Annotated in this window: 25 protein-coding genes; 3 read left to right on the top strand and 22 right to left on the bottom strand. The window is 60.0% G+C overall.

Translation table 11 applies throughout. The annotated features are described in order from the left end of the window. Window positions 1-4 precede the first annotated feature (4 nt). The 11 genes from DWF74_RS22070 to DWF74_RS22020 form a co-directional block, all read right to left on the bottom strand. On the bottom strand, window positions 5-1,171 hold the full coding sequence (locus tag DWF74_RS22070; RefSeq protein ID WP_102878571.1) for a phage tail sheath subtilisin-like domain-containing protein: 1,167 nt from the start codon (window positions 1,169-1,171) through the stop codon (window positions 5-7). A gap of 101 nt (window positions 1,172-1,272) precedes the next feature. Beyond that, window positions 1,273-1,698 carry a phage tail assembly chaperone gene (locus tag DWF74_RS22065; RefSeq protein ID WP_162884109.1) on the bottom strand — a complete coding sequence of 142 codons (426 nt, stop codon included), beginning with the start codon at window positions 1,696-1,698 and terminating at the stop codon, window positions 1,273-1,275. Window positions 1,699-1,708: 10 nt separating this feature from the next. Further along, window positions 1,709-3,580: a phage tail protein gene (locus tag DWF74_RS22060; protein ID WP_115581710.1), complete on the bottom strand. Its 1,872-nt coding sequence runs from the start codon at window positions 3,578-3,580 to the stop codon at window positions 1,709-1,711. Continuing rightward, window positions 3,577-4,182 carry a phage tail protein I gene (locus tag DWF74_RS22055; protein WP_102861401.1) on the bottom strand — a complete coding sequence of 202 codons (606 nt, stop codon included), beginning with the start codon at window positions 4,180-4,182 and terminating at the stop codon, window positions 3,577-3,579. The genes DWF74_RS22060 and DWF74_RS22055 overlap by 4 nt, the downstream gene beginning before the upstream one ends. Before the next feature lies 1 nt (window position 4,183). Next, on the bottom strand, window positions 4,184-5,065 hold the full coding sequence (locus DWF74_RS22050) for a baseplate assembly protein (protein WP_102861400.1): 882 nt from the start codon (window positions 5,063-5,065) through the stop codon (window positions 4,184-4,186). Further along, a complete protein-coding gene (locus DWF74_RS22045; protein ID WP_102861399.1) occupies window positions 5,062-5,388 on the bottom strand; it encodes a GPW/gp25 family protein in 327 nt (108 codons plus the stop codon). Before DWF74_RS22045 ends, DWF74_RS22050 begins: the two co-directional genes overlap by 4 nt. A 4-nt stretch (window positions 5,389-5,392) precedes the next feature. Next, window positions 5,393-5,596 carry a hypothetical protein gene (locus tag DWF74_RS22040; protein WP_102861398.1) on the bottom strand — a complete coding sequence of 68 codons (204 nt, stop codon included), beginning with the start codon at window positions 5,594-5,596 and terminating at the stop codon, window positions 5,393-5,395. Between the two features lie 103 nt (window positions 5,597-5,699). Beyond that, window positions 5,700-6,290, bottom strand: a complete 591-nt coding sequence (locus DWF74_RS22035) for a phage baseplate assembly protein V (RefSeq protein ID WP_115581709.1) — start codon at window positions 6,288-6,290, stop codon at window positions 5,700-5,702. Further along, window positions 6,287-6,808 (bottom strand): hypothetical protein, encoded by a 522-nt coding sequence (locus DWF74_RS22030; RefSeq protein ID WP_115581708.1) that lies wholly within the window; start codon window positions 6,806-6,808, stop codon window positions 6,287-6,289. Before DWF74_RS22030 ends, DWF74_RS22035 begins: the two co-directional genes overlap by 4 nt. 79 nt (window positions 6,809-6,887) lie before the next feature. Beyond that, window positions 6,888-7,238 (bottom strand): phage holin family protein, encoded by a 351-nt coding sequence (locus DWF74_RS22025; RefSeq protein WP_102861395.1) that lies wholly within the window; start codon window positions 7,236-7,238, stop codon window positions 6,888-6,890. 519 nt (window positions 7,239-7,757) lie between these two features. Continuing rightward, window positions 7,758-8,504: a LexA family transcriptional regulator gene (locus DWF74_RS22020; RefSeq protein ID WP_102861394.1), complete on the bottom strand. Its 747-nt coding sequence runs from the start codon at window positions 8,502-8,504 to the stop codon at window positions 7,758-7,760. A 186-nt stretch (window positions 8,505-8,690) separates the two neighbouring features. On the opposite strand from DWF74_RS22020, the gene mutS reads away from it, so the two are divergent. Together mutS and fdxA are read left to right on the top strand one after the other, a co-directional pair. After that, a complete protein-coding gene (gene mutS / locus DWF74_RS22015; RefSeq protein WP_102861393.1) occupies window positions 8,691-11,270 on the top strand; it encodes a DNA mismatch repair protein MutS in 2,580 nt (859 codons plus the stop codon). A 142-nt stretch (window positions 11,271-11,412) separates the two neighbouring features. Beyond that, window positions 11,413-11,736 carry a ferredoxin FdxA gene (fdxA, locus tag DWF74_RS22010; protein ID WP_102861392.1) on the top strand — a complete coding sequence of 108 codons (324 nt, stop codon included), beginning with the start codon at window positions 11,413-11,415 and terminating at the stop codon, window positions 11,734-11,736. A 517-nt stretch (window positions 11,737-12,253) separates the two neighbouring features. Here the strand turns inward: fdxA and rpoS are convergent. From rpoS to DWF74_RS21970, 8 genes are all read right to left on the bottom strand, one after another. Further along, entirely contained in the window at window positions 12,254-13,261 is a 1,008-nt protein-coding gene (rpoS, locus tag DWF74_RS22005) for an RNA polymerase sigma factor RpoS (RefSeq protein WP_102861391.1), read from the bottom strand. 106 nt (window positions 13,262-13,367) lie between these two features. Then, a complete protein-coding gene (locus tag DWF74_RS22000; RefSeq protein ID WP_102861390.1) occupies window positions 13,368-14,228 on the bottom strand; it encodes a peptidoglycan DD-metalloendopeptidase family protein in 861 nt (286 codons plus the stop codon). A 212-nt stretch (window positions 14,229-14,440) separates the two neighbouring features. After that, window positions 14,441-15,076, bottom strand: coding sequence for a protein-L-isoaspartate(D-aspartate) O-methyltransferase (locus DWF74_RS21995; RefSeq protein ID WP_170001073.1), 636 nt, complete (start codon window positions 15,074-15,076; stop codon window positions 14,441-14,443). 41 nt (window positions 15,077-15,117) lie between these two features. Continuing rightward, window positions 15,118-15,867, bottom strand: a complete 750-nt coding sequence (surE, locus tag DWF74_RS21990; protein WP_102861388.1) for a 5'/3'-nucleotidase SurE — start codon at window positions 15,865-15,867, stop codon at window positions 15,118-15,120. Then, on the bottom strand, window positions 15,855-16,913 hold the full coding sequence (gene truD, locus DWF74_RS21985; protein ID WP_115581707.1) for a tRNA pseudouridine(13) synthase TruD: 1,059 nt from the start codon (window positions 16,911-16,913) through the stop codon (window positions 15,855-15,857). Before truD ends, surE begins: the two co-directional genes overlap by 13 nt. Beyond that, a complete protein-coding gene (ispF, locus tag DWF74_RS21980) occupies window positions 16,910-17,383 on the bottom strand; it encodes a 2-C-methyl-D-erythritol 2,4-cyclodiphosphate synthase (RefSeq protein ID WP_115581706.1) in 474 nt (157 codons plus the stop codon). Before ispF ends, truD begins: the two co-directional genes overlap by 4 nt. 52 nt (window positions 17,384-17,435) lie before the next feature. Beyond that, window positions 17,436-18,281, bottom strand: coding sequence for an S-formylglutathione hydrolase (fghA, locus tag DWF74_RS21975; protein WP_115581705.1), 846 nt, complete (start codon window positions 18,279-18,281; stop codon window positions 17,436-17,438). A gap of 87 nt (window positions 18,282-18,368) precedes the next feature. Further along, a complete protein-coding gene (locus DWF74_RS21970) occupies window positions 18,369-19,481 on the bottom strand; it encodes an S-(hydroxymethyl)glutathione dehydrogenase/class III alcohol dehydrogenase (protein ID WP_102861385.1) in 1,113 nt (370 codons plus the stop codon). Between the two features lie 104 nt (window positions 19,482-19,585). Here DWF74_RS21970 and DWF74_RS21965 point away from each other — a divergent pair, with 104 nt between their 5' ends. Continuing rightward, the gene (locus tag DWF74_RS21965; protein ID WP_102878559.1) at window positions 19,586-20,485 is read left to right on the top strand and encodes a LysR substrate-binding domain-containing protein; all 900 of its coding nucleotides are present in this window, start codon (window positions 19,586-19,588) and stop codon (window positions 20,483-20,485) included. A 116-nt stretch (window positions 20,486-20,601) separates the two neighbouring features. Here DWF74_RS21965 and ispD read toward each other — a convergent pair whose 3' ends face one another. From ispD to eno, 3 genes are all read right to left on the bottom strand, one after another. Next, window positions 20,602-21,309: a 2-C-methyl-D-erythritol 4-phosphate cytidylyltransferase gene (gene ispD / locus DWF74_RS21960; RefSeq protein ID WP_102861383.1), complete on the bottom strand. Its 708-nt coding sequence runs from the start codon at window positions 21,307-21,309 to the stop codon at window positions 20,602-20,604. Continuing rightward, on the bottom strand, window positions 21,306-21,584 hold the full coding sequence (ftsB, locus tag DWF74_RS21955) for a cell division protein FtsB (RefSeq protein WP_102861382.1): 279 nt from the start codon (window positions 21,582-21,584) through the stop codon (window positions 21,306-21,308). The genes ispD and ftsB overlap by 4 nt, the downstream gene beginning before the upstream one ends. 172 nt (window positions 21,585-21,756) lie before the next feature. Next, window positions 21,757-23,046 carry a phosphopyruvate hydratase gene (gene eno / locus DWF74_RS21950; RefSeq protein ID WP_102861381.1) on the bottom strand — a complete coding sequence of 430 codons (1,290 nt, stop codon included), beginning with the start codon at window positions 23,044-23,046 and terminating at the stop codon, window positions 21,757-21,759. Window positions 23,047-23,104 lie beyond the last annotated feature (58 nt).

The raw sequence follows: 23,104 nt of genomic DNA, 5'->3' as shown, positions 1-23,104 counted from the left end.
CTCCTTAAGCGGCTTGGTCGAGGACTTCGGTCAGCCACTGGTTGGTGACTTCAACGCGGAAGTTGGGGTTTTCGGCGGGCGGTACGTCGGTGAAGCGGATGTTCCAGTACACCTTGCCCTGCTCCAACTGGCTGGCGGTGTTGAGCTCGGTGTCGGCGTAGACCTCGAAATTGATGATCGCGCCCTGGTTCTTCAGATCACGCATGAAGGCCTGCAGGCCCTCGGTGACGTCCTTGACGTAGGTCGCGGTGATCGAGCGGTCCACGGCCCATTTGTGGCCGAAGAGGATGGCGTCCATGACGATGTCCATGGTCCGCACCCGGGTGACGAAGGCCCATTTCGGATCGCTGGACAGCGTGCGGTTGCCCCACAGGCGGAAGCCCGCATCGCGAATGATGGTGGTGATGTTGGCGTTGTTCAGCAGGTTGGCGCGGCAGGTTTCATCGCCGTCGAGGAACTCGATCGGCCGCTTGGTGCCGGTGATGCCGACGAACTCCTTGTTCGACGGCGAGGCCCAGAAGCCGTACTCGTTGTCGGTCCAGGCGAACAGACCGGCAACCCAGGCCGAGGCCGGCGCATCGACGGTGGCATTGGCGCCGTTGTCCCAGTGCTGAACACCCGGGTCGACCATGTACGCGCGCTTGGCACCGAAGTTCTTGGCGTAGGCCATGGCCGCTTCGTCAGTGGTATTGGGACCATCGAGAATGGCCAGGCCACGCAGCTTGTCCGCCAGGGCCACCAGGGCGGTGCCGATGGCCAGGGTCGAACTGTGCTTGGGGGTGACCAGCAGACGTGGCTGGGCGTTGAAACGGCTCTTGCCGTCCAGCAGCGCCTGCAGACCGGTACGCTTACCGTCGGCCAGCACCCCGCCGATGATCGCAGAAGTCTGCTCGGCCGCGTCGGTCATCTTGGCCACGCCACAAGCGACGATCACCGCCTTGGCCCGCTGGTAGATGGCCTGGCAAGCCTTGGTGATGGCCGCATCAGGGCCCCAGGCCGCAATGGCCTCACGCTCGTTGGTGATCAGCAGCAGGTCATTGACCTTGGCAGCGGCGGTCGGGCCTTCGGTGAAGGTGTCCACCAGGCCGATGATCGAAGACGACGGCAGCGAAATAGTGCGCGTGCCGGTGTCGACGTTAGTCACGGTAACGCCGTGGAAAAAACCACTCATGGATAAACTCCAGACATGAAAAAGCCCCGGGTGAAGGGGGCTCGTAGGGATGATTGATTGGTGGGAAGCGGGAAAGAAAACGCCCCGACGGTGCGGGGCGTTTACTGGGTTTGTTCGGCGATCCAGGGCGGCGCCACCGGACGATGTTCAATCTGTGGAAAGTCCGGGGATTGCGGCCAGTCGCGTAGGGATTGCATGTACACAAGCAACTCCTTGAACTGCTCACCGGTCAGCGTCGTGGCTGTGCCGATTTCGAGCTGGTCACGGTGACGCTCACGTAACCACATCACAGAGCTCAGTTTCGTGTCGCGCCAATCGCGTTCCTGTGCTGCAAAATCTAGGACTACTTCCGACGTATCGACAAGATATGGCAACCCTCGATCATCATGAGCGCGAACTTTGCCAGTGGGTGGATTCCCAATCACTGCCAGATATAGTTCATCAGTGATTTCGACTGCATCGTCAGGCATTGACGCGTGCATGCCGCGCAAGTAAGTGGTTTGGGTTGTCTGGCTATAAAAACGCATGTGGCCTCACTTAGCTTCCAATTGCGATGTATTTAGCGCCGTTGGCAACGACACTCCCGTATGTCTTAAAGCTGACCCCATTTTTCGACAGTCCGAACGAGTAGATCGCATCCTGGTTAGATGCGACGTTCGTTTCTCCGAGATATCCGATGGCCAACGCGACATAAGCAACCGAAGGAAACGCCATTGGAAATGACACAACTGCAGGAGTGGAACTTACAGCGCCTGTAGTCCCCCACTGAATAACCCAGCCACCCAACCAGAAAGGTGCTGCGATGTATCCGTTCGCGGCCAGACTTACGGAAAGCCCCCACCGCAACTTCTTCGGTGTTGGCATAACAAAGTCGTTCGCGCTATCAAGCATTTGCGCGTTAGTGGCAACCTTTGCCGTGCCCTGATTGATCTCCGTCGCCTGGGCCGCCAGCGGGGCCAGTGCGGCAACATCAATGTTTCCCTGATTGATTGGCGCGTTCCAGGCTTTGATGCACCACATAACCGCGAGGTTGCGCGGGCGGGTTTCTATGCCACCAGCTGTATTGGTTTGGACCGACGGCGGTGTTATTGAGCCAGACCCTGCATCTCCATAGACCCACAATGTCGGGTCGCTGCCCACATACGAAGTGTTGTTTGTTGTGTGAAAGTGAGATTTAAACTCATCAGCCTGCCAGCTACCGAGTCCGCGGCCCGCATCTACCCCGCGCCCATGATCCCACCCCCGCAAAAACTCACCCCGCGACTCTGGCAGTCGGAAGTTACCGGCACCTTCATCACCCTTGTTGAAGCTAGTCCCCAGATACGCCGCCAGGTCTGGATAAGCCGCAATGCTCTGCACACTGCCATCGATCTCCAGAAACCCCGGCGGCACGCTGGCCCTGGGAAACGCCACCATCGAGCCCACTGGCAACGATGACGACTGCGCCACAATCGACTCGATCTCGGCCTTGGTGTAAGTGTCGGTGATGCCGTGCCCGGCCAAGGTGCTCGGGTTGGTCCCGGCGATCACGCGGCCGTACTTGTCGACCGTGACATTGGCATAGGAGCCCGCGCTGATGCCGGTTCGCCCGATGGCCATCTCGAAGGCCAGCGGCGTGGTGCCGAGGACAATCGGCCCGTCGGTAACCAACTGCCAGACGCTGTCGCCGTTGACCGTGCCCTTCTCGATGCTGACGAACAGCCCGGGGGTAACCTCCAGGCTGGTGTCAGCATCCTGGGCACGGGTCCAGACGCCCGTCGACGACACCACATACAAGCCGTTGTCCTTGGCCTGAGTCTGGTTCTTCACCAGCACCCGGGCATCGGCCGGCAGCAACACTCCGTCGATGGTCTGAATTCCGCTCAAGGCGATGTTGGCGGTGGTGGCCACCACTGCCGAGTGCTTTAAATCCAGCTTGGCGAGAGCCTCGATCACTGCATTGTCGACATACTCGCGGGTAGCCAGAACCACCGCAGGATCGATCTTCAACACGATCTGCGCGGTGTTGGCGACGATGAAGTTCATGCGGATGACTTGGGTCTTGCCGGTGCCCTGAGCCAGCAGGGGCTTGAAGCTCGGGGCGCAGTTGGCCACCGCCACCAGGTCGCCGTCGGCATCGAACAAGCCGATCTCACGAATCCAGCGACCGCCAACATCAGGCGGGATGACTTGTTCGGTGATGATGACGTTGGGGTTGGCCGGGTCGGTGCGTACCTGGTTGACCGGGGCGCGGCGCCACTCGTTGACCAGTTTGGTCTGAGCCCGGTTCGGGATGGGGTCGGTGCCGTTGGCATCGCCGACCGCCATTTCCTTGAAAGTCCAGGGCGTGCCCAGGGCCGTGGCATTCGCCTGTTTCGCCTCGCCCACCGCCGTGAGAATGGCAAAGAACTGACTGTTGGAATCAATCATGAGTACACATCCAGGGTGTCTGTTTCATCAATACACATGACCTGGCCATAACGGCCGGTCACTTCAATGTCGCGGGGTGTCGGGGGATAAACGTCGAGCACTTCGCCTTGATCCACGTAGGCGCCGTAACCGATGACGCCGGAGGTTTCCAGGCTGATGGCCAGGCCGGTCATGTGCCGGCTGACAGGCCGGGCGTCATCGATCAGCCGGGTCAGCTCCTGGTACATCTCCTCGGTGATGCCGGTATCCAGCACCCCGACTTTCAAGGCAAAGGTGGCCGGTTCGCCTTCAGGGACCGTCTGCCACCATTCGACCACTTCGATCAGGTAGCCCAGCGGTTCCACCACCCGGCGCAGTGCACCGATGGTGCCTTTGCGAGCGTGGATGAAGTACGAGGCACGAATGGCGTTGCGCTTGACCGTCTCGGACCAGCGCGGGTCCCAGCGATCCACCGACCAGGCCCAGGCCAACTGCGGTAGCAGATGCACCGGGCAGGTGGACGGGTTGTACAGGGTGCGCAGCATGATGGCGGTATCGCCTGCGCTGGCCGCCTCAAGGGCGCGCTCCAGCGGCGTGCTATTGATCGGCAATAGGCTGGTCATCTCAGCTCCCCAGCGTGACGCTGTAACCAGTGCAATACGCCGCTTGAGCCTTGGTCGGGGTGATGTCTTGCCAACCCGCCAGATCGACCCGAGCCACGCCGGCCACATGCAACTGCGCATCAATGGCCGAACGAGCCACCTCGATGCCCAGGCGCCGGCGTGGGTTGACCCAGGCAGCCAGCTTGCGCTCGGCTTCTGCCAGGGCAGCGTCACCTTCCGGGCCGGAGCCCTTCATGTGCAGCACCGCGTCGATGCGATACGGCAAGACCTGGGCACTCTGGACCGTGACCCGGTCGCCGAGCGGTCGCACGTCTTCATCGTTGAGGGCTGCGGCAACGGTCGCCAGCAAGTCAGGACTGGCCGCGCCATTTCCCTCCAGGCTCAGCACCGTGACCGTCACCCGGGCCGGTGCCGGGCTTTCGGCCTCGGCGTCGGCTACCAGCGCAGAAGCGTTACGGGCATGCAGGATGTAGCTGTTGCGCGGGCCGGCCGTGGTCAGTCCTTCATAGGCCAATTGCACACGCTCGCGCAGAGCGTCGTCGGCTTCCTTGACCTCCTCCACCGGCGGCACCGCCTGCGGGTCACCCTGCAGGATCACCAGGCGCTGCAGTTTGACGTTGGCCGCCAGGTGATCCAGGTCCGTGCCCTTGGCATGGGCCAGCAGCAGCGCCTTGGCCGCGTCGTTGACCCGGGCCCGCAATTGCATATCGCCGTAGGCCGATAGCTCCAGCAGTTTGCTCACCGGGTCGCTTTCCAGGTTGGCCGTCCAGTTATCGCCCATATGCCGGCGAAAGGTGGCCAGCTTGCCTTGGTACAAGGCCTCAAAATCCAGGGCCTCAAGCACCTGCGGCGCCGGCAGCGCCGACAAGTCCAACGTACTCATGCCGTCACCTCCAAAACCGCGCTATCGCCCAGGTACTGGCCGGTCAGTTGAAAGCTGATCTGACCACCCACCACCGCAACCACTCTTACCCGTTCCAGCTTCAGCCGGGGCTCCCAGCGCAACAGCGCTCGGGCCACTTCGGCCTGCACCGCGCTTTTCCACCCGCCGGTTACCGGCAAGTCGACGTAGCGGCGCAGGTTGCTGCCGTATTCCGGGCGCATCCGCCGACTGCCCAGCGGCGTGGTCAGGATGTCCTCGATGGACTGCCGCACATGCTCGATGCCGGACAGCGACAGGCCGGTACGGCGATCCATTCCGATCATCGTGTCACTCCTGCGCTTGCAGATCCGGGTGGGCGTTCAGGTAGTCCAGGGCGACAAGGTCGCCGGCCTTTACCGACACCTGTCCCTGGGCAACCCGCAACTGGCGGCCATCCGGCAGGATCAAATTGCGCGAGGTGTAAAGGGTGTCGCGAAACACCACAGTGCCGGCGCCCACAGGGCGACCGGGAGTTTTCTTAGGGGTGGCCATAGGTATCTCCGGGTACAAAAAAACCGCTCGGGGCGGGTTGATGGGGTGTTCGGTGATGGGTGAGACGTGAGCGCTGAGTCGTGAGGGCCACGACCCGCATGGGTCACTGCGGCGTTGCAGTTGAACCGGGACCCGGCATCACACCCAGATGGGTATGGGTCGAACCGACGTTGACCCCGTTGTGCTTCAAGCTGCCGCCGTTGATGTGCACATCGCCATTCAAGGTGATCGCTCCGCTCAGGGTGATGCTGTCGGCCTTGCCGGTCAGGGCGCTGTCGGTCACCACCGCCGAGCTGCCGCCGACCTGAATGGTCACCGTGCCGCTGGGCAGGCTGATGCTGTAGCTCTTGGCCTGCCAGTCATAGACCAGCGAGCCGCCATCCTCGAAACGCCAGACCTCGACATGGTCACGGTTGTCCGGCTGGGGACCGGCGTTGCCATACAGGCCGGGAACGAAGGTGCCCTGGGCCGGCTCGCCGCTGGGGCTGATCAGCACGCCCTGCTCCCCCAGGCTCGGCGCCCGCCAGTGCCGGGCCTTGCCCGCGGCCTGGCTGTGCCAGCGCAGCCAGGCGCTGGTCCAGCCGGCGCCATCGGAAACCCGCACCAGGCCAGCAGCCAAATCCACGCCGACCACGCTGCAAGGCAGGATCAGGCCGGCAATCATGCGGTCGTGGGTTGCAGACACGTAACTCACGCCATGTGCTCCGGCGACTGGTAGCCGCCCTCATGACCTGGGCCGGTATCGGGGCTGAACCCCAACACCAGGGTGCCCGGTGGTTGATTCGGCCAGGGCCATTGCTCCTGACCCAGGTAGATAAGCTGCTGCCACTGCACGATCCACTCGGCCCGGTAAACCGACTCTGCAGCCGTACCAACAGGCTTGGCCCACACGGCCATCGCGCCTTCGACAAAGTCCAGATCCCACTGCTGACAACGCAGCAGCTCGATTAACTGAGCCGCCAGAATGGCCGCCTGCAAAGGTGCCTGTGCAAGTTCGGGGTCAACCCGTACCCGGGCCTCCAAAGTGGCCCGCATGCAGCAGCGACCGTCACCCGGGTCGGCTGCCTGGTCCAGGCCGGTGACGGCAAAGTAGAGCGCCGGCTCAGTGGCGCCTTCAAACGCCTTGGGGAATGCCTCAACCGTCTGCAGATGGGGCATCGCCAGCTTGATCGTGGACGTGATGGCGTCTTTTAGCTGGGTCAGTTCGTTCATTGTCTAGTTCCAGAATAAGGTCGAGGCGGTCCAGCCTTCGGGCTCAAGTCCAGTGGACCTTTTTAAAGGCCGGAGCGGATCAGCGCTGATCCGAGTTCGAATCCCGTGAAGGCGGTTCGCAAACCCCGATGCGCTTGGCCGCCCAGCGCTCATAAAGGCCGATGGCAACGTCAGCGCCGGCCATGGCGGTCAGGCAGCCGAAGGCGCAGGCGGTCCAGATCGAGACGCCGGCGGCATACAGCAGCATGATCGCCGAGACCCCGCACACCACGCAGGCTCCGGAGCGCAGCGCCAGGCGCCGCAACAGCGACCAGCCACGAGCGCCCTCCTTGTCGGCGCGCCACATTTCGCCGGAAACGCCACCGACCAGCGCCAGGACGATGACCAGCCAGATCGGCATGTCCAGCAACGCTTGTTGCTCGTTTGTCATTCACGTCTCCCGTGCGGATTGAGGCCAGCGAGATGGCCAGTTGATAGAAGGCTGATAACGATGTTTCAAGGGGTCCCTGTCTGTTGGTGGCCCACGTTAGGCAGGCATTCCAAAAAGCCCGGTCGCCCGGGCTTTTCAGTAATGCAAACCTTGGTCTTTCGGCACGACTGGTGCGGTACGGACCCATTCAAATTGTTCCTCCGACCGCGACCCTGTCCGCCGGATAACTGCTTCTGGTGCTTTACGCTGCACACCCGGGTCAGTTGCCAACCCTCTGAACCGTCGAGGCCGGCTCATCGCTGCCTTTGCTTTGCCACTAAAGAGCGTCGTTGCAGCCGTTGTTGAACGGCTTGAGATGGATAATATGCATTCATGCATATGTAGTCAATGCATAAATGCATTTATTTATGCATTAGAATTGCGTGAGTGCATGAGAGCCGCATAGATGCAGGGCGGGGGGGATTTTTCGAGGGCGAAAAAAAGCCCGCTCAGTGGCGGGCTTTGTCTGACAGTGGTGGCTTAGCGGGCGTACATGCCCCACCAGAAGACGTGACCGAGGATGCTGATCTGCTCCTCCTGGATTTCCTGGAAGCTGTAGTCCTCATCCGGATGCTCATCGCGGTTGAAGCTGCGCAGGCGAATCCCGGTGGGCAAGCGATACAGCTGCTTCACTCGCAGTTGGCCATTATGGTTGATCGCATACAGGTCGCCATCGACGATATCGCCGATGGCACACTTGCCGGCATTGACCCCGACCGTTGCACCATCGCGCAGCACCGGCAACATACTGTTGCCCCGCACCGTGACGCATTTGGCCTGATCGAACTGCACGCCGTTGTGCCGCAGGCTGCGCTTGCCGAAGCGCAGGCTGGCGCGCTCGCTCTCCTCGATGACGAATCTTCCTGATCCAGCAGCCAATTCAACCTCACGCAGAAAAGGAACCGACACCTCGTCGTCATCGACAGGGGTATCGTCGTCCCACAGGCTTATGTCCTTGAGTTCCGAATGAATCTCGTCGCGGGGCGCAGCAACCCGGGCAGGCGCGATATCCACGCGCCCGCGCAATTGGTCGGTGCTCACCTGGAAGTATTCAGCGATCCGCGAGATGTGTTTATCCGAAGGATCGACGATCTTCCCGCTGAGAATCCGCGAGAGGGTGGATTGAGGCACACCAGTCCGACGGTGAAGCTCCGTGGGGGAGATTCCATCACGATCCAGCAGCTCTCTTAAGACGGTAGAAACATTGCGTATTTGCATAGAACGCATAGTGCTCGAACTTTTAGCCCATGACAAATGCTGTTTTGCATATTTGTGCTGCATTTGCCGGACAAACGCAGTAGTGCCTTGGTGTCTGCGAGGCCAGGGCGCCCATGGTAACCTTGCCGCCATCTGCAAAAAGCCGGGCCCAGCGCTCCTTTGCTTCACCCATTCAACGAATCCGCCTAAATACCAATGAGTAAAAATACCTCCGATCTGTCCTCCCACACGCCGATGATGCAGCAGTACTGGCGCCTCAAGAACCAGCACCCTGATCAACTGATGTTCTACCGCATGGGCGACTTCTACGAGATCTTCTATGAAGACGCGAAGAAGGCCGCCAAGCTGCTGGACATCACCCTGACGGCACGCGGACAGTCGGCGGGACAGGCGATTCCCATGTGTGGCATTCCCTACCACGCCGCCGAAGGTTACCTGGCCAAGCTGGTGAAGCTCGGCGAGTCGGTGGTCATCTGCGAGCAAGTGGGTGATCCGGCCACCAGCAAAGGCCCCGTGGAACGTCAGGTGGTGCGCATCATTACCCCGGGCACCGTCAGCGACGAAGCCCTGCTGGATGAGCGCCGCGACAACCTGATCGCGGCCGTACTGGGTGATGAGCGCTTGTTCGGCCTGGCGGTGCTGGACATCACCAGCGGCAATTTCAGTGTCCTGGAAATCAAGGGTTGGGAGAACTTGCTGGCGGAGCTGGAACGCATCAATCCAGTGGAGCTGCTGATCCCTGATGACTGGCCACAAGGCCTGCCGGCGGAAAAGCGCCGGGGTGTTCGACGTCGTGCCCCCTGGGACTTCGAGCGCGACTCGGCCCACAAGAGCCTCTGCCAGCAATTCTCCACCCAAGACCTCAAGGGCTTTGGTTGCGAGACCCTGACCCTGGCCATCGGCGCCGCCGGATGCCTGTTGAGCTACGCCAAGGAAACCCAGCGCACCGCCCTGCCCCACTTGCGCAGCCTGCGGCACGAACGCCTGGACGACACGGTGGTGCTGGACGGTGCCAGTCGCCGCAACCTGGAGCTGGACACCAACCTGGCCGGTGGACGCGACAACACCCTGCAATCGGTAGTCGATCGCTGCCAGACCGCCATGGGCAGCCGCCTGCTGACCCGCTGGCTGAACCGCCCGCTGCGGGATCTCAAGGTCTTGCAGGCGCGTCAGTCCTCGATCACCTGCCTGCTGGACGGCTACCGTTTCGAACGGCTGCAGCCGCAGTTGAAGGAAATCGGCGATATCGAGCGGATTCTCGCGCGAATCGGCTTGCGTAACGCCCGCCCGCGGGACCTGGCCCGCCTGCGTGATGCCCTGGCAGCCTTGCCAGAGCTGCAAGAGGCGATGACCGAACTGGAGGCAGAGCACCTCAAGCAATTGGCAGTCACCACCAGCACCTACCCGGAACTGGCCGCGTTGCTGGCCAAAGCGATCATAGACAACCCGCCGGCGGTGATCCGCGACGGCGGCGTGCTCAAGACCGGCTACGACGCCGAGCTCGACGAACTGCAATCGTTGAGCGAGAACGCCGGGCAATTCCTGATCGATCTGGAAGCCCGGGAAAAAGCCCGTACCGGCCTGGCCAACCTCAAAGTCGGCTATAACCGCATTCATGGCTACTTCATCGAGCTGCCGAGCAAACAGGCCGAGCAGGCACCGGCGGATTACATTCGTCGCCAGACCCTGAAGGGCGCCGAGCGCTTCATCACTCCGGAACTCAAGGAGTTTGAAGACAAGGCGCTGTCGGCCAAGAGCCGCGCCCTGGCCCGGGAAAAGATGCTCTACGATGCGCTGCTGGAAACCCTGATCAGCCATCTGCCGCCGCTGCAGGATACCGCCGGTGCCCTGGCGGAACTGGACGTGCTGAGCAATCTGGCCGAACGCGCGCTGAACCTGGACCTCAATTGCCCGCGTTTTGTCAGCGAGCCTTGCATGCGCATCACCCAGGGCCGTCACCCGGTGGTGGAGCAAGTATTGACCACACCTTTTGTGGCCAACGACCTGAATCTGGACGACAACACCCGGATGCTGGTGATCACCGGTCCTAACATGGGCGGTAAATCCACCTACATGCGCCAGACTGCGCTGATCGTACTGCTGGCCCATATCGGCAGTTTTGTCCCGGCGGCGAGCTGCGAGCTGTCCCTGGTGGATCGGATCTTTACTCGGATCGGCTCTAGCGACGACCTGGCCGGCGGTCGCTCGACCTTCATGGTGGAAATGAGTGAAACCGCGAACATCCTGCACAACGCCACTGAACGCAGCCTGGTGCTGATGGACGAAGTGGGCCGCGGCACCAGTACTTTCGACGGACTTTCCCTGGCCTGGGCTGCGGCAGAACGTCTCGCCCATCTGCGGGCCTACACCCTGTTCGCCACCCACTATTTTGAACTGACCGTACTGCCGGAAAGCGAGCCGCTGGTGGCCAACGTGCACCTCAATGCCACTGAGCACAACGAGCGCATCGTCTTCCTGCACCATGTATTGCCCGGCCCTGCCAGCCAGAGCTATGGCCTGGCGGTAGCCCAGCTGGCGGGGGTTCCCAGCGCCGTCATCGGGCGAGCCCGTGAACATTTGAGCCGCCTGGAGACCACCAGCCTGCCCCATGAAACGCCACGCCCCGCGCCAGGCAAAGCCTCGGTTCCGCAGCAAAGCGACCTGTTTGCCAGCCTGCCGCACCCAGTCCTCGAGGAACTGGCCAAACTGGATCTGGATGACCTGACGCCACGCCGGGCACTGGAAATGCTCTATACATTGAAGACACGCATCTAACGCGAACGCCTTCAAGCTGTTAGAATCTCGCGCGGTTTGGGATGCTGCGGACTATTAGCCTGGTTCGCAGACTATCGCTCCCAAACCTGGCGACCCCGTCATGTAGGGGCTCCGCTGCCGCCGCCTGAGGAGAGAATTAGAAATGACCTTCGTCGTCACCGACAACTGCATCAAGTGCAAGTACACCGACTGCGTAGAAGTCTGTCCGGTGGACTGCTTTTACGAAGGGCCGAACTTCCTGGTGATTCACCCGGATGAGTGCATTGACTGCGCGCTGTGCGAGCCTGAATGCCCGGCTGTAGCCATTTTCTCCGAGGATGAAGTCCCGGAGGAGATGCAGGAGTTCATTCAGCTGAACGTCGAGCTGGCAGAGATCTGGCCGAATATCACTGAAAAGAAAGAATCGTTGCCGGATGCCGCAGAGTGGGATGGCGTCAAAGGCAAGATCAAAGACCTCGAACGCTGATTGCCCCCGCGTTCCTGAAAAGGCCCCTTGCGGGCCTTTTTGCATTTCTGGGAATAGGGCTCTTGTCCTCCGGACTTTTCGACAGGCAAAAAAAAGGGGCGGTATGACCCGCCCACATTTTTCCCTAGTCCCTGTGTTCCTTTTCATCGTCCTGATGAATCGCTTCCTGCGATGTCCTGACCATCATCCTTGATGGCTGTGTCTATCCGTCGACACAGGGCTGATATTAGAGAATTCTCTGGTAAGAGCAATCGCACTATTCCCCGGAAAACTTGTCGAACACAAACAGAAAGACTTAAAAAATACTTATAAATCAACAACATAAAAAATCACTTAAAACATTTCAGGCAAGTCTGAAGCAATCGAGAACCGAACACTTACGAAAACGTAATCTATTGCTTACACGCCAGTGAAGAGTAATCCCAACCCTGACCAGAATCCCAAAGCTCAGAATCAAAATAATCAAGCAATAAAAAGCCCCGAATAGATCGGGGCTCTTGCGAGTCAGTTCCAGAAGCTACTGAAATAGAGACTCACTGGACAACCCATTCTTTTCAAGGATCTCTCGCAGGCGTTTGAGGCCTTCAACCTGGATTTGTCGAACCCGCTCACGGGTCAGGCCAATCTCCAGGCCAACATCTTCAAGAGTGCTGCTCTCATGACCTCGCAGGCCAAAGCGGCGAACCACCACTTCACGCTGCTTTTCAGTCAATTCGGACAGCCATTGATCGATGCTTTGCGACAGATCATCGTCCTGCAACAGTTCACAAGGATCCGTTGGACGATCGTCAGTCAAGGTATCCAGCAGGGTTTTATCCGAATCCGGTCCCAGCGAGACATCAACCGAAGAAACCCGCTCATTCAGACCGAGCATGCGTTTGACTTCAGCCACCGGCTTCTCCAGCAGGTTGGCGATTTCTTCGGGAGAGGGTTCATGATCGAGTTTTTGCGTCAACTCACGGGCGGCGCGCAAGTAGACGTTAAGCTCTTTGACCACATGAATCGGCAACCGAATGGTCCGGGTTTGATTCATGATCGCCCGTTCGATGGTCTGGCGAATCCACCAGGTGGCGTAGGTCGAAAAGCGGAAGCCGCGTTCCGGGTCGAACTTCTCCACTGCCCGGATCAGGCCGAGATTACCCTCTTCGATCAGGTCCAGCAGCGACAATCCACGATTGACATAGCGCCGGGCAATTTTCACCACCAGTCGCAAGTTACTTTCAATCATGCGCTTGCGCCCGGCGGGGTCGCCACTCTGCGACAAACGCGCAAAGTGCACTTCCTCTTCAGGAGAGAGCAATGGAGAAAAGCCGATTTCATTGAGGTACAACTGCGTTGCATCGAGGGCACGCGTGTAATCAATGTACTTGTGTTGCTTAACTGAAGCGGAGCTTTTGGATTTGGCGCGAACGGAAGGTGGAGTTGCCCCCTCATTATTCGACATCGAATCCATATCGATGCTGCTCTCCATAAGGAGAACTTCATCGTCGATGTCAAACTCCGGCACTTCTTTACTGAGAGCCATTGTTATAGTCCTTTGGTGAGTTCGACCTCAGGCTCAAGCGTCGCCTTAATCCTTGGCAACGCTGGAGCCTGTTCCCTCTACGTGAGCGGAACAGGCTGGTAACGGATCAACGACGTGGCAGGAATTGCAGCGGATCTACAGGTTTACCTTGTCGGCGAATCTCAAAGTGCAGTTTCACCCGGTCTGTACCAGTTGATCCCATCTCGGCAATTGTCTGTCCGACTTTGACCTGCTGTCCCTCCCGAACCAATAGCTTGCGGTTGTGGCCGTAAGCACTGACGTAGGTTTCGTTGTGTTTGATGATGACTAATTCGCCGTAGCCCCTTAAGCCACTCCCGGCGTAAACCACCGTCCCATCAGACGCAGCTAAAACAGGCTGTCCCAAATCCCCGGCGATATCAATGCCTTTATTCAAACTACCGTTTGAAGAGAATTTTCCAATCAGAACACCGTTGGAAGGCCAGCCCCAGCCCGTCGGAGCGGGGCCTGCAGGCGTAGCCGGAGCGGGCGCCGGCTTGCTTGCAGTAGCTGTAGAAGTGCCCGTTGCGGTGGCTGTCGTTGCCCCCGCCGGACGACGAATAACCGTGGTCTTGCTGGAGGACGATGCACCAGACTGGGTGCTGGTAACCACAGTTGTCGGCGCAACACCCGTGCGACCATCAAAACGAATGGTTTGCCCAGGATGGATGGTATAGGGCTCGGCAATATTGTTACGAGCAGCCAACGCCTTGTAATCCCAGCCGTAGCGAAACGCGATGGAGAACAGCGTATCCCCGCGACGTACTACATATTGTCCGGTGGTCACAGTTGGACGCTGAGGCGCTGCATTATTACTGCGTTCAACCACACCCACACTGCTGGACTTGGTGCTGGAGCAACCGACCAACAAGGAACTCAAGACAAGGCCAATCATCAGTCGCTGAAAGCTTGTTATACCCATACGCTGCGCAATGACTGTGAGACTCACCCGCCGCTCCCTTTATGGTGGTTGACGATATTAATTGCCTGGCTCAGGCATGAAATGACGCAAGTATAACTGGAGGCAGGCGCTTTACGGCTGGCAAAGCGCAACACACAGTCACAAGAGGTTGCCATTGATCGCAGTCCCACTCATTGCCGATCAATACGGCAATAAGACACAACCCGGCAAACAGAATTCACCCACGTGGCGATAAATGCTCAGGCCAGTGGCCCATTGAGCAACGGCACAAACCGCACCGCCCCCAGGACATGTCGGGCAAAGCCATGTTCTTCACGAATGATCAGCATCAACTGCTGTACTTCTCCGGCTCCCACTGGAATGACCAGGCGCCCACCAGGCGCCAGTTGATCAAGCAGTGCCTGAGGAATATCGGTAGCCACGGCGGTGACGATGATGCCGTTGTAAGGCGCCAACGCTGGCCAGCCCTCCCAACCATCGCCCCAGCGGAACACCACATTACGCAGGTTCAATTCCTGCAGACGCTCCTTGGCCCGATCCTGCAGGACCTTGATCCGCTCCACCGAAAACACCCGCTCAACCAACTGCGACAGTACTGCCGTCTGGTAGCCAGAACCGGTACCGATCTCCAGCACTTTGTCCAGCGGGCCAGCCGCCAACAGCAACTCGCTCATGCGAGCCACCATATAAGGCTGGGAGATCGTCTGGTTATGGCCGATGGGCAGCGCTGTGTCTTCATAGGCACGGTGCGCCAGAGCCTCATCAACGAACAGATGCCGTGGTGTACGACGAATGACTTCCAATACCTGGGGATTGGACAGGCCCTCATCGTAAAGCCGTTGGATCAGGCGCTCGCGGGTTCGCTGGGAAGTCATACCTATTCCCCGTCGTAGCAAATCGTCCTGCTCACGAGCCATCAGCGCAGCCCCTCCAACCAACCATCCAGACTCCTGAACGCCTCATTGAAGGTGCGATCGAGCTGTAACGGCGTGATCGACACATAACCTTGCATGACAGCATGGAAGTCAGTACCTGGACCGCCATCTTCAGCGTCCCCTGCGGCGGCAATCCAGTAACCCGACTTGCCACGGGGATCGACGACCTTCATGGGAGCCGCTGCGCGCGCGCGATGGCCCAGGCGGGTCAGCTGTATGCCACGGATATGATCAAGCGGCAGATTGGGAATATTCACGTTCAACACCGTCCGTGGTGGCAAATCCAGCAAGCCCTGAGCCTGTACCAGCTTGCGCGCGAAATGGGCAGCCGTGGCGAGGTTTTCTACCTGCCTCGACACCAGCGAAAAGGCAATCGCCGGGCGCTGCAGGAAACGTCCTTCAAGCGCAGCGGCGACCGTTCCGGAATACAGCACGTCATCACCGAGGTTGGCCCCCAGGTTGATTCCCGACACCACCATGTCCGGCTCATGCTCCAACAGGCCGTTAAGCCCCAGGTGAACACAGTCGGTCGGTGTGCCATTGATACTGATGAAGCCATTGCCGAGGGTATGCGGATGCAACGGACGGTCGAGCGTCAGCGAACTGCTGGCGCCGCTTTTGTCTTGATCCGGTGCGATAACCACACACTCGGCGTAATCCGCCAACGCAGCATGCAGCGCGGCGATACCGGGTGCAGTTACCCCATCATCGTTAGAAATCAGAATACGCATGAGCTGTCCGTCTGCCCCACCGGCACCAGATCGACGAGTTCACGCACCAATGCGGTGGCGAAACACCCGGCCGGCAGGACGAATTCCAGTTGCAGAATGTCAGGCTCGGGATAATGCCACGTCAAACCGCCAATGGGCAGCCGCAGGATGCGTCGTTCGTGGCTCATGCCGGCTTTAATCAGCCAATCGCACAGTGCCGCCTCACGGTCGGCAATCTGTTGCTCAAGCTCATGGGATACACCGCCCGCCGGAGAAACACCCTCCCCCCACAGCGGCCCGGTGGGGTGCAGGTCGAGAATCGCCAGGCGTGGGTCCGAGCATTCATCAGGCCCGGCCATGAAAAAGCTGCGACTGTCGGTAAACGCCAGCAGGTCACCTATCTGCGCCTGCTGCCAGCTGCCGTCCGCCACCCGTGCTGCCAGCACCTGGTTGAACAAGTAGCTGCGGGCCGTAGACAACAACCGCGAACGCACATTGCGCTGCTCTGGCAGTGCCTGGCGCGCGGCCCAGCCGCGGGCATCCACTAGATTGCCGCCGTCGTGGCCAAAACGCTGGGCGCCGAAATAGTTGGGAATCCCAAACTGGGCAATCTGCTGCAAACGCTCATCAATGGCCGAATGGTCCGCCGTAAGCTCCGTGAGACGCAGGGTAAAACCGTTGGCCGCATGGGCTCCACGCTGTAGCTTGCGCTTGTGGCGGGTGGCCTTGAGGATTGTCAGAGTGTGGTTTTCCGACGCGCCAAGATCCGGATCAGCCTTGCCCGGCAGTTGCACACTGAACCATTGGCGAGTCAGCGCCTGGCGATCCTTGAGCCCGGCGTAGCTCACAGTGCGCAACGACACTCCGGCGGCCTTGGCAATACGCCGCGCGGCCTCTTCGGTGTTCAAGCCACGCTTTTCCACCCACAGCCACAGGTGCTCGCCTTCACCGCTCAGCGGGATATCGAGCACTTCATCGACCTGGAAATCTTCGGCAGTAGCCTTGAGCACCGCGCTGCCCAGGGCATCACCATAGGCCCGCGGGCCCAACAGTTGCAGTTCATTCATGGGCGCAGCAACAAGGCCACGGAGTGCACCGCGATACCTTCCTCGCGACCGACGAAACCGAGTTTTTCGGTGGTGGTGGCCTTCACGTTCACTTGATCCAGTTCGACTTGCAGGTCCTCGGCAATCAAGGCCCGCATGGTTTCAATATGAGGCGCCATTTTTGGGGCCTGGGCGACGATGGTGTTGTCGACGTTGCCGACCTTCCAGCCTTTGGCATGGATCAGCGCGACAACATGACGCAGCAGGACGCGGCTGTCGGCACCTTTGAACTGCGGATCGGTGTCCGGAAAATGCTTGCCGATATCCCCCAGCGCCGCGGCGCCCAGCAGGGCATCAGTGAGTGCGTGCAACACCACATCACCGTCGGAGTGGGCGAGCAAGCCGCAATGATGGGCGATACGCACACCGCCCAAAGTAATGAAGTCGCCCTCAGCGAAACGGTGCACATCGTAGCCGTGGCCAATACGCATAAAAAAACGCCCCGAAAAAGTCAGGGCGTGATTCTACCTGCTTTGGCGGGTATTAGGCGTTAAGAGCACGTGCATGGTGCTGCAAGTGATCGTCTATAAAGCTGGCGATAAAGAAGTAGCTGTGGTCATAACCGGGCTGCATGCGCAGCGTCAGCTCATGCCCGGCATTCTTTGCCGCTTGCTGCAGAACTTCAGGCTTGAGCTGGCCGGCAAGGAAATCGTCGCGATCCCCCTGATCCACTAGCAACGGCAGCTTCTCCGTGGCCTCGGCGATCAATACGCTGGCATCCCACTCGCGCCAGCGTGAGCGCTCTTCCCCCAGATACCGGGAAAACGCTTTCTGCCCCCAAGGACAATCCATGGGATTACTGATAGGAGCGAACGCCGAAACCGACTGATAGCGACCGGGATTACGCAACGCACAGACCAACGCCCCGTGACCACCCATGGAGTGGCCGCTGATCCCACGTTTCTGCGACGCGGGAAAGTGCGCCTCCACCAACTCCGGCAGCTCGTTCACCACATAGTCATGCATCCGATAATGCTGGGTCCAGGGCTCCTGTGTCGCGTTCAGATAGAACCCGGCCCCCAGGCCAAAGTCCCAGGCGCCCTCCGGGTCACCGGGCACCCCAGCGCCGCGAGGGCTGGTATCCGGAGCCACGATGATCAGGCCCAGTTCCGCCGCCAGGCGCTGGGCGCCGGCCTTTTGCATGAAGTTCTCGTCGGTGCAGGTCAAGCCGGACAACCAGTAAAGCACCGGCAACTTGCCCCCCAGCTCCGCCTGGGGCGGCAAGTACACGGCGAACACCATGTCACAGCCCAACACCTGAGAGTGATGCTTGTAGCGTTTGTGCCAGCCGCCGAAGCTCTTCTGGCAGGAAAGGTTTTCCAGACTCATGGCAGACCTCCAGCCACAAGCCGCAAGCTACGAGCAGCAAGTGGGAATCCCCTCTTGGTGCTTGTGGCTTGCCGCTTGCCGCTGCTCTTAGAAATGAATGACCGAACGAATGCTCTTGCCTTCGTGCATCAGGTCGAAAGCCTTGTTGATATCTTCCAGGCCCATGGTGTGAGTAATGAAGGTATCCAGCGGGATTTCGCCGGTCTGGGACATTTCCACGTAGCTTGGCAGCTCGCTGCGACCACGCACGCCACCGAATGCCGAACCGCGCCAAACGCGGCCAGTCACCAGTTGGAAGGGACGGGTCGATATTTCCTGACCGGCACCAGCCACACCGATGATCACCGATTCGCCCCAGCCCTTGTGGCAGCATTCCAGCGCTGCGCGCATCAACTGTACGTTGCCGATGCATTCGAAGGAGAAATCCACACCGCCGTCGGTCATGTCGACAATGACCTCCTGGATCGGACGATCGAAGTCCTTGGGGTTGACGCAGTCGGTGGCGCCCAATTGCTTGGCGATCTCGAACTTGGCCGGGTTGATATCAATTGCGATGATGCGCCCGGCCTTGGCCTTGACCGCACCGATTACCGCCGACAGGCCAATGCCGCCCAGGCCGAAGATGGCCACGGTGTCACCGGCCTTGACCTTGGCGGTGTTGATCACCGCGCCAATGCCTGTGGTCACGCCGCAACCCAGCAGGCAGACCTTCTCCAGAGGCGCGTCCTTGGGAATCTTGGCCACGGAGATTTCCGGCAGCACCGTGTACTCGGAGAATGTCGAGGTACCCATGTAGTGGAAAATGGGCTGACCCTTGTAGGAAAAGCGCGTGGTGCCGTCAGGCATCAAGCCTTTGCCCTGGGTAGCGCGAATGGCCTGACAGAGGTTGGTCTTGCCCGACAGACAGAATTTGCACTTGCCACATTCCGGGGTGTAGAGCGGGATCACATGATCGCCAACGGCCACCGAGGTCACGCCCTCGCCCACCGCTTCCACCACTGCACCACCTTCATGGCCGAGGATCGCCGGAAAGATACCTTCCGGGTCAGCGCCGGACAGGGTGTAGGCGTCGGTGTGGCAGACGCCGGAAGCGACGACCCGCAACAGCACTTCGCCGGCCTTGGGCATGGCAACATCCACTTCGACGATTTCCAGGGGCTTCTTGGCCTCGAAGGCTACGGCAGCACGTGACTTGATCATCCTGACTCTCCAGCGAATAAAAACGAGGCAGTGAGTGTAAAACAGCGCAAGGCGATGAATAATCCAGGTAAAAGCAAAACATTATTGCCATGCAGGGATAATCAATGAGCGAAAACCGTTGGGAAGGCATCGACGAATTTGTCGCAGTCGCCGAATGCAGCCAGTTCACTGCCGCTGCCGAACGCCTGGGGGTGTCCTCATCTCATATCAGCCGCCAGGTGGTGCGCCTGGAAGAGCGCTTGCAGACCCGCCTGCTGTATCGCAGTACCCGCCGCGTCACCCTGACCGAGGCCGGGCAGACCTTTCTCCAGCATTGCCAACGCTTGCAGGACGGGCGCGAGGAAGCGTTGCGCGCCGTGGGGGACCTGACCAGCGAGCCCAAGGGCATGCTGCGCATGACTTGCGCAGTGGCCTATGGCGAGCGTTTTATCGTGCCGCTGGTCACGCGTTTCATGAGCCTTTATCCGCAATTGCGGGTGGACATAGAACTGAGCAACCGTCCCCTGGACCTGGTGCACGAGGGGCTCGACCTGGCCATTCGCCTGGGACGCTTGCAGGACTCACGCCTGGTCGCCACTCGCCTGGCACCACGCCGCATGTACCTATGTGCATCGCCGTCCTATCTGGAACGCTATGGCCGCCCTCACAGCCTGTCGGAATTGAGCCGGCACAACTGCCTGATCGGCAGCTCGGATATCTGGCAGTTGGAGGTCGACGGGCGCGAATTTTCGCAAAGGGTGCAGGGCAACTGGCGCTGCAACAGCGGACAGGCAGTGCTGGACGCGGCGTTACAAGGCGTCGGACTCTGCCAACTGCCGGACTACTACGTTCTGGAGCACCTGCAGGACGGTACGCTGGTTTCCTTGCTGGAAGCTCACCAGCCGCCCAACACCGCAGTCTGGGCGCTCTATCCACAGCAACGGCATCTGTCGCCGAAAGTGCGCAAGCTGGTGGACTATCTCAAGCAGGGCTTGGCCGAACGCCCGGAATACCGTGATGTGTAGCCTTGCCGCAGGCTGCGGCAAGGCCCGCAGAGCCTTCGGGGTTTCAGGAGCGGCGCCTCTTTCGGAGTCGTTCGCTGCCTGCGGCAGCGGCTACAAGGTTCAGCGCCCGCCCGCGATCAGCGCCGATTGGACCAACGCTGGCGCAGCCACTCAAGATCCTCGGGGCGAGTGACCTTGAGATTGTCGGAACGGCCTTCGATCAGGCGTGGCGCCTGCCCGGCCCATTCCATTGCCGAAGCCTCATCGGTGATCGCCACATCGGCCACCAGGCTGTCAGCCAGGGCGCGGTGCAGCGCGCCAAGACGGAACATCTGCGGTGTGTAGGCTTGCCAGATCAGGCTGCGATCCACGGTTTCCAAAACCCTTCCGTGCTTGTCGATCCGCTTCAGGGTGTCCCGGGCCGGCACCGCCAACAGCCCGCCCACCGGGTCGTGCGCCAATTCACTCAGCAGCTTGTCCAGGTCATCTCGGGAAAGATTGGGGCGTGCGGCATCGTGAACCAGAACCCAATCCTCATCGGCCGCGCCCTGAGCATGCAGATGAAGCAAGGCATTGAGTACCGACCCGGAACGCTCGGCGCCGCCTTCGACCCGCTGAATCCGCGAGTCGTGGGCACAGGCCAGGGTTGGCCAGTAGGGATCGTCCAGCGCCAGGCTGACCACCAGCCCCTTGAGGCCAGGATGGTCGAGGAAACAGCCGAGGCTGTGTTCGAGAATTGTGCGTCCGCCCAGTTGCAGGTACTGCTTGGGACGATCCGCGGCCATGCGAGCACCGACGCCCGCGGCAGGAATCACGGCCCAGAAGGCCGGCAATCTATCGCTCATTGGGCCAACTGGTAGAGGGTTTCACCCTCCTTGACCATGCCCAATTCGTGGCGAGCCCGTTCTTCAACGGTCTCCATGCCCTTCTTCAGTTCCATGACTTCCGCATCGAGTACGCGATTTCGCTCCAGCAAACGCTCGTTTTCAGCGTGCTGGTCGGCAATCTGCTGAGTCAGGTCAGCTACCTGGGCCAAGCTGCCGCTCCCCACCCACAGGCGGTACTGCAAGCCAGCCAGCAGCAAGAGCAAGACCAGGAACAACCAATTGGGACTGCGCATCGAATATCGGGTATCCAGTGAAAAAAGACAGCCATGCCAACAACTTCGGACCTACTGATAGCACGAAGCCTGGAAGAACCAGGCTTGTGCTCTTAAGGCATCAGATTAGTGGCAAAAAACTCGCTGTAGCGATTTTCCCGACACAATCCGGTGTCTTTTTACCATCTACGGCTTAGCCGCGAAACTCGCTGCGACCGTTGTACTTGGCCTTGCCGTTCAATTGCTCTTCGATACGCAGCAATTGGTTGTACTTGGATACGCGGTCGGAACGGCACAGGGAGCCGGTCTTGATCTGGCCAGCCGAGGTGCCCACGGCCAAGTCGGCGATGGTCGAGTCTTCGGTTTCGCCGGAACGGTGCGAAATCACGGCGGTGTAACCGGCAGCCTTGGCCATCTGGATGGCTTCCAGGGTTTCGGTCAGGGTGCCGATCTGGTTGAACTTGATCAGGATCGAGTTGGCGATCTTCTTGTCGATGCCTTCTTTCAGGATCTTGGTGTTGGTCACGAACAGGTCGTCACCGACCAGTTGCACCTTGTCGCCGATCTTGTCGGTGAGGATCTTCCAGCCAGCCCAGTCGGACTCATCCAGGCCGTCTTCGATGGAGATGATCGGGTAGCGCTGAGTCAGGCCTTTGAGGTACTCGGCAAAACCTTCGGCGGTGAACACCTGGCCTTCGCCGGACAGGTTGTACTTGCCGTCTTCGTAGAACTCGCTGGCGGCGCAGTCCAGAGCCAGGGTCACGTCGGTGCCCAGGGTGTAACCGGCATTGGCCACGGCCTCGGAGATGACTTTCAGCGCATCTTCGTTGGAAGCCAGGTTCGGGGCGAAGCCACCTTCATCGCCCACAGCGGTGTTCAGGCCACGGGCCTTCAGCACGGCTTTGAGGTGATGGAAAATCTCGGTGCCCATGCGCAGACCTTCCGAGAAGGACTTGGCGCCGACCGGCTGCACCATGAACTCCTGGATGTCGACGTTGTTATCGGCGTGCTCGCCACCGTTGATGATGTTCATCATCGGTACCGGCATCGAGTAGACGCCTGGGGTGCCGTTGAGGTTGGCGATGTGAGCGTAGAGCGGCAGGTCCTGGTCCTGGGCGGCAGCCTTGGCCGCGGCCAGGGACACGGCGAGGATGGCGTTGGCGCCCAGGGAGGCCTTGTTCTCGGTACCGTCGAGCTTGATCATCGCCTGATCCAGCGCTTTCTGGTCGATCGGGTCTTTACCCAGCAACAGGTCGCGGATCGGACCGTTGATGTTGGCTACCGCCTTGAGCACGCCCTTGCCCAGGTAACGGCTCTTGTCGCCATCACGCAGCTCCAGCGCTTCGCGCGAGCCGGTGGAGGCACCGGACGGCGCGCAAGCACTGCCGATGATGCCGTTGTCGAGAAGCACGTCCGCTTCGACAGTGGGGTTGCCACGGGAGTCGAGAACTTCACGACCTTTGATGTCGACGATTTTTGCCATTGTTGTAAACACTCCAAAGTTGACGAAAACGCTGAGTACCGCTCGATTTATAACTTGT

This window comes from Pseudomonas protegens, from assembly GCF_003363755.1.
Taxonomy (GTDB): domain Bacteria; phylum Pseudomonadota; class Gammaproteobacteria; order Pseudomonadales; family Pseudomonadaceae; genus Aquipseudomonas; species Aquipseudomonas danubii.
The sequence above is the reverse complement of the archived record's forward strand: the minus strand, read 5'-3'. Positions and strand labels throughout refer to the sequence as shown.

Coding starts and splice junctions, on each gene's coding strand:
- DWF74_RS22070 (WP_102878571.1), bottom strand. CDS start 1,171: ATGAGTGGTTTTTTCCACGGCGTTACCGTGACTAACGTCGACACCGGC.
- DWF74_RS22065 (WP_162884109.1), bottom strand. CDS start 1,698: ATGCGTTTTTATAGCCAGACAACCCAAACCACTTACTTGCGCGGCATG.
- DWF74_RS22060 (WP_115581710.1), bottom strand. CDS start 3,580: ATGATTGATTCCAACAGTCAGTTCTTTGCCATTCTCACGGCGGTGGGC.
- DWF74_RS22055 (WP_102861401.1), bottom strand. CDS start 4,182: ATGACCAGCCTATTGCCGATCAATAGCACGCCGCTGGAGCGCGCCCTT.
- DWF74_RS22050 (WP_102861400.1), bottom strand. CDS start 5,065: ATGAGTACGTTGGACTTGTCGGCGCTGCCGGCGCCGCAGGTGCTTGAG.
- DWF74_RS22045 (WP_102861399.1), bottom strand. CDS start 5,388: ATGATCGGAATGGATCGCCGTACCGGCCTGTCGCTGTCCGGCATCGAG.
- DWF74_RS22040 (WP_102861398.1), bottom strand. CDS start 5,596: ATGGCCACCCCTAAGAAAACTCCCGGTCGCCCTGTGGGCGCCGGCACT.
- DWF74_RS22030 (WP_115581708.1), bottom strand. CDS start 6,808: ATGAACGAACTGACCCAGCTAAAAGACGCCATCACGTCCACGATCAAG.
- DWF74_RS22025 (WP_102861395.1), bottom strand. CDS start 7,238: ATGACAAACGAGCAACAAGCGTTGCTGGACATGCCGATCTGGCTGGTC.
- DWF74_RS22020 (WP_102861394.1), bottom strand. CDS start 8,504: ATGCGTTCTATGCAAATACGCAATGTTTCTACCGTCTTAAGAGAGCTG.
- mutS (WP_102861393.1), top strand. CDS start 8,691: ATGAGTAAAAATACCTCCGATCTGTCCTCCCACACGCCGATGATGCAG.
- fdxA (WP_102861392.1), top strand. CDS start 11,413: ATGACCTTCGTCGTCACCGACAACTGCATCAAGTGCAAGTACACCGAC.
- rpoS (WP_102861391.1), bottom strand. CDS start 13,261: ATGGCTCTCAGTAAAGAAGTGCCGGAGTTTGACATCGACGATGAAGTT.
- DWF74_RS21995 (WP_170001073.1), bottom strand. CDS start 15,076: ATGACTTCCCAGCGAACCCGCGAGCGCCTGATCCAACGGCTTTACGAT.
- surE (WP_102861388.1), bottom strand. CDS start 15,867: ATGCGTATTCTGATTTCTAACGATGATGGGGTAACTGCACCCGGTATC.
- truD (WP_115581707.1), bottom strand. CDS start 16,913: ATGAATGAACTGCAACTGTTGGGCCCGCGGGCCTATGGTGATGCCCTG.
- ispF (WP_115581706.1), bottom strand. CDS start 17,383: ATGCGTATTGGCCACGGCTACGATGTGCACCGTTTCGCTGAGGGCGAC.
- fghA (WP_115581705.1), bottom strand. CDS start 18,281: ATGAGTCTGGAAAACCTTTCCTGCCAGAAGAGCTTCGGCGGCTGGCAC.
- DWF74_RS21970 (WP_102861385.1), bottom strand. CDS start 19,481: ATGATCAAGTCACGTGCTGCCGTAGCCTTCGAGGCCAAGAAGCCCCTG.
- DWF74_RS21965 (WP_102878559.1), top strand. CDS start 19,586: ATGAGCGAAAACCGTTGGGAAGGCATCGACGAATTTGTCGCAGTCGCC.
- ispD (WP_102861383.1), bottom strand. CDS start 21,309: ATGAGCGATAGATTGCCGGCCTTCTGGGCCGTGATTCCTGCCGCGGGC.
- ftsB (WP_102861382.1), bottom strand. CDS start 21,584: ATGCGCAGTCCCAATTGGTTGTTCCTGGTCTTGCTCTTGCTGCTGGCT.
- eno (WP_102861381.1), bottom strand. CDS start 23,046: ATGGCAAAAATCGTCGACATCAAAGGTCGTGAAGTTCTCGACTCCCGT.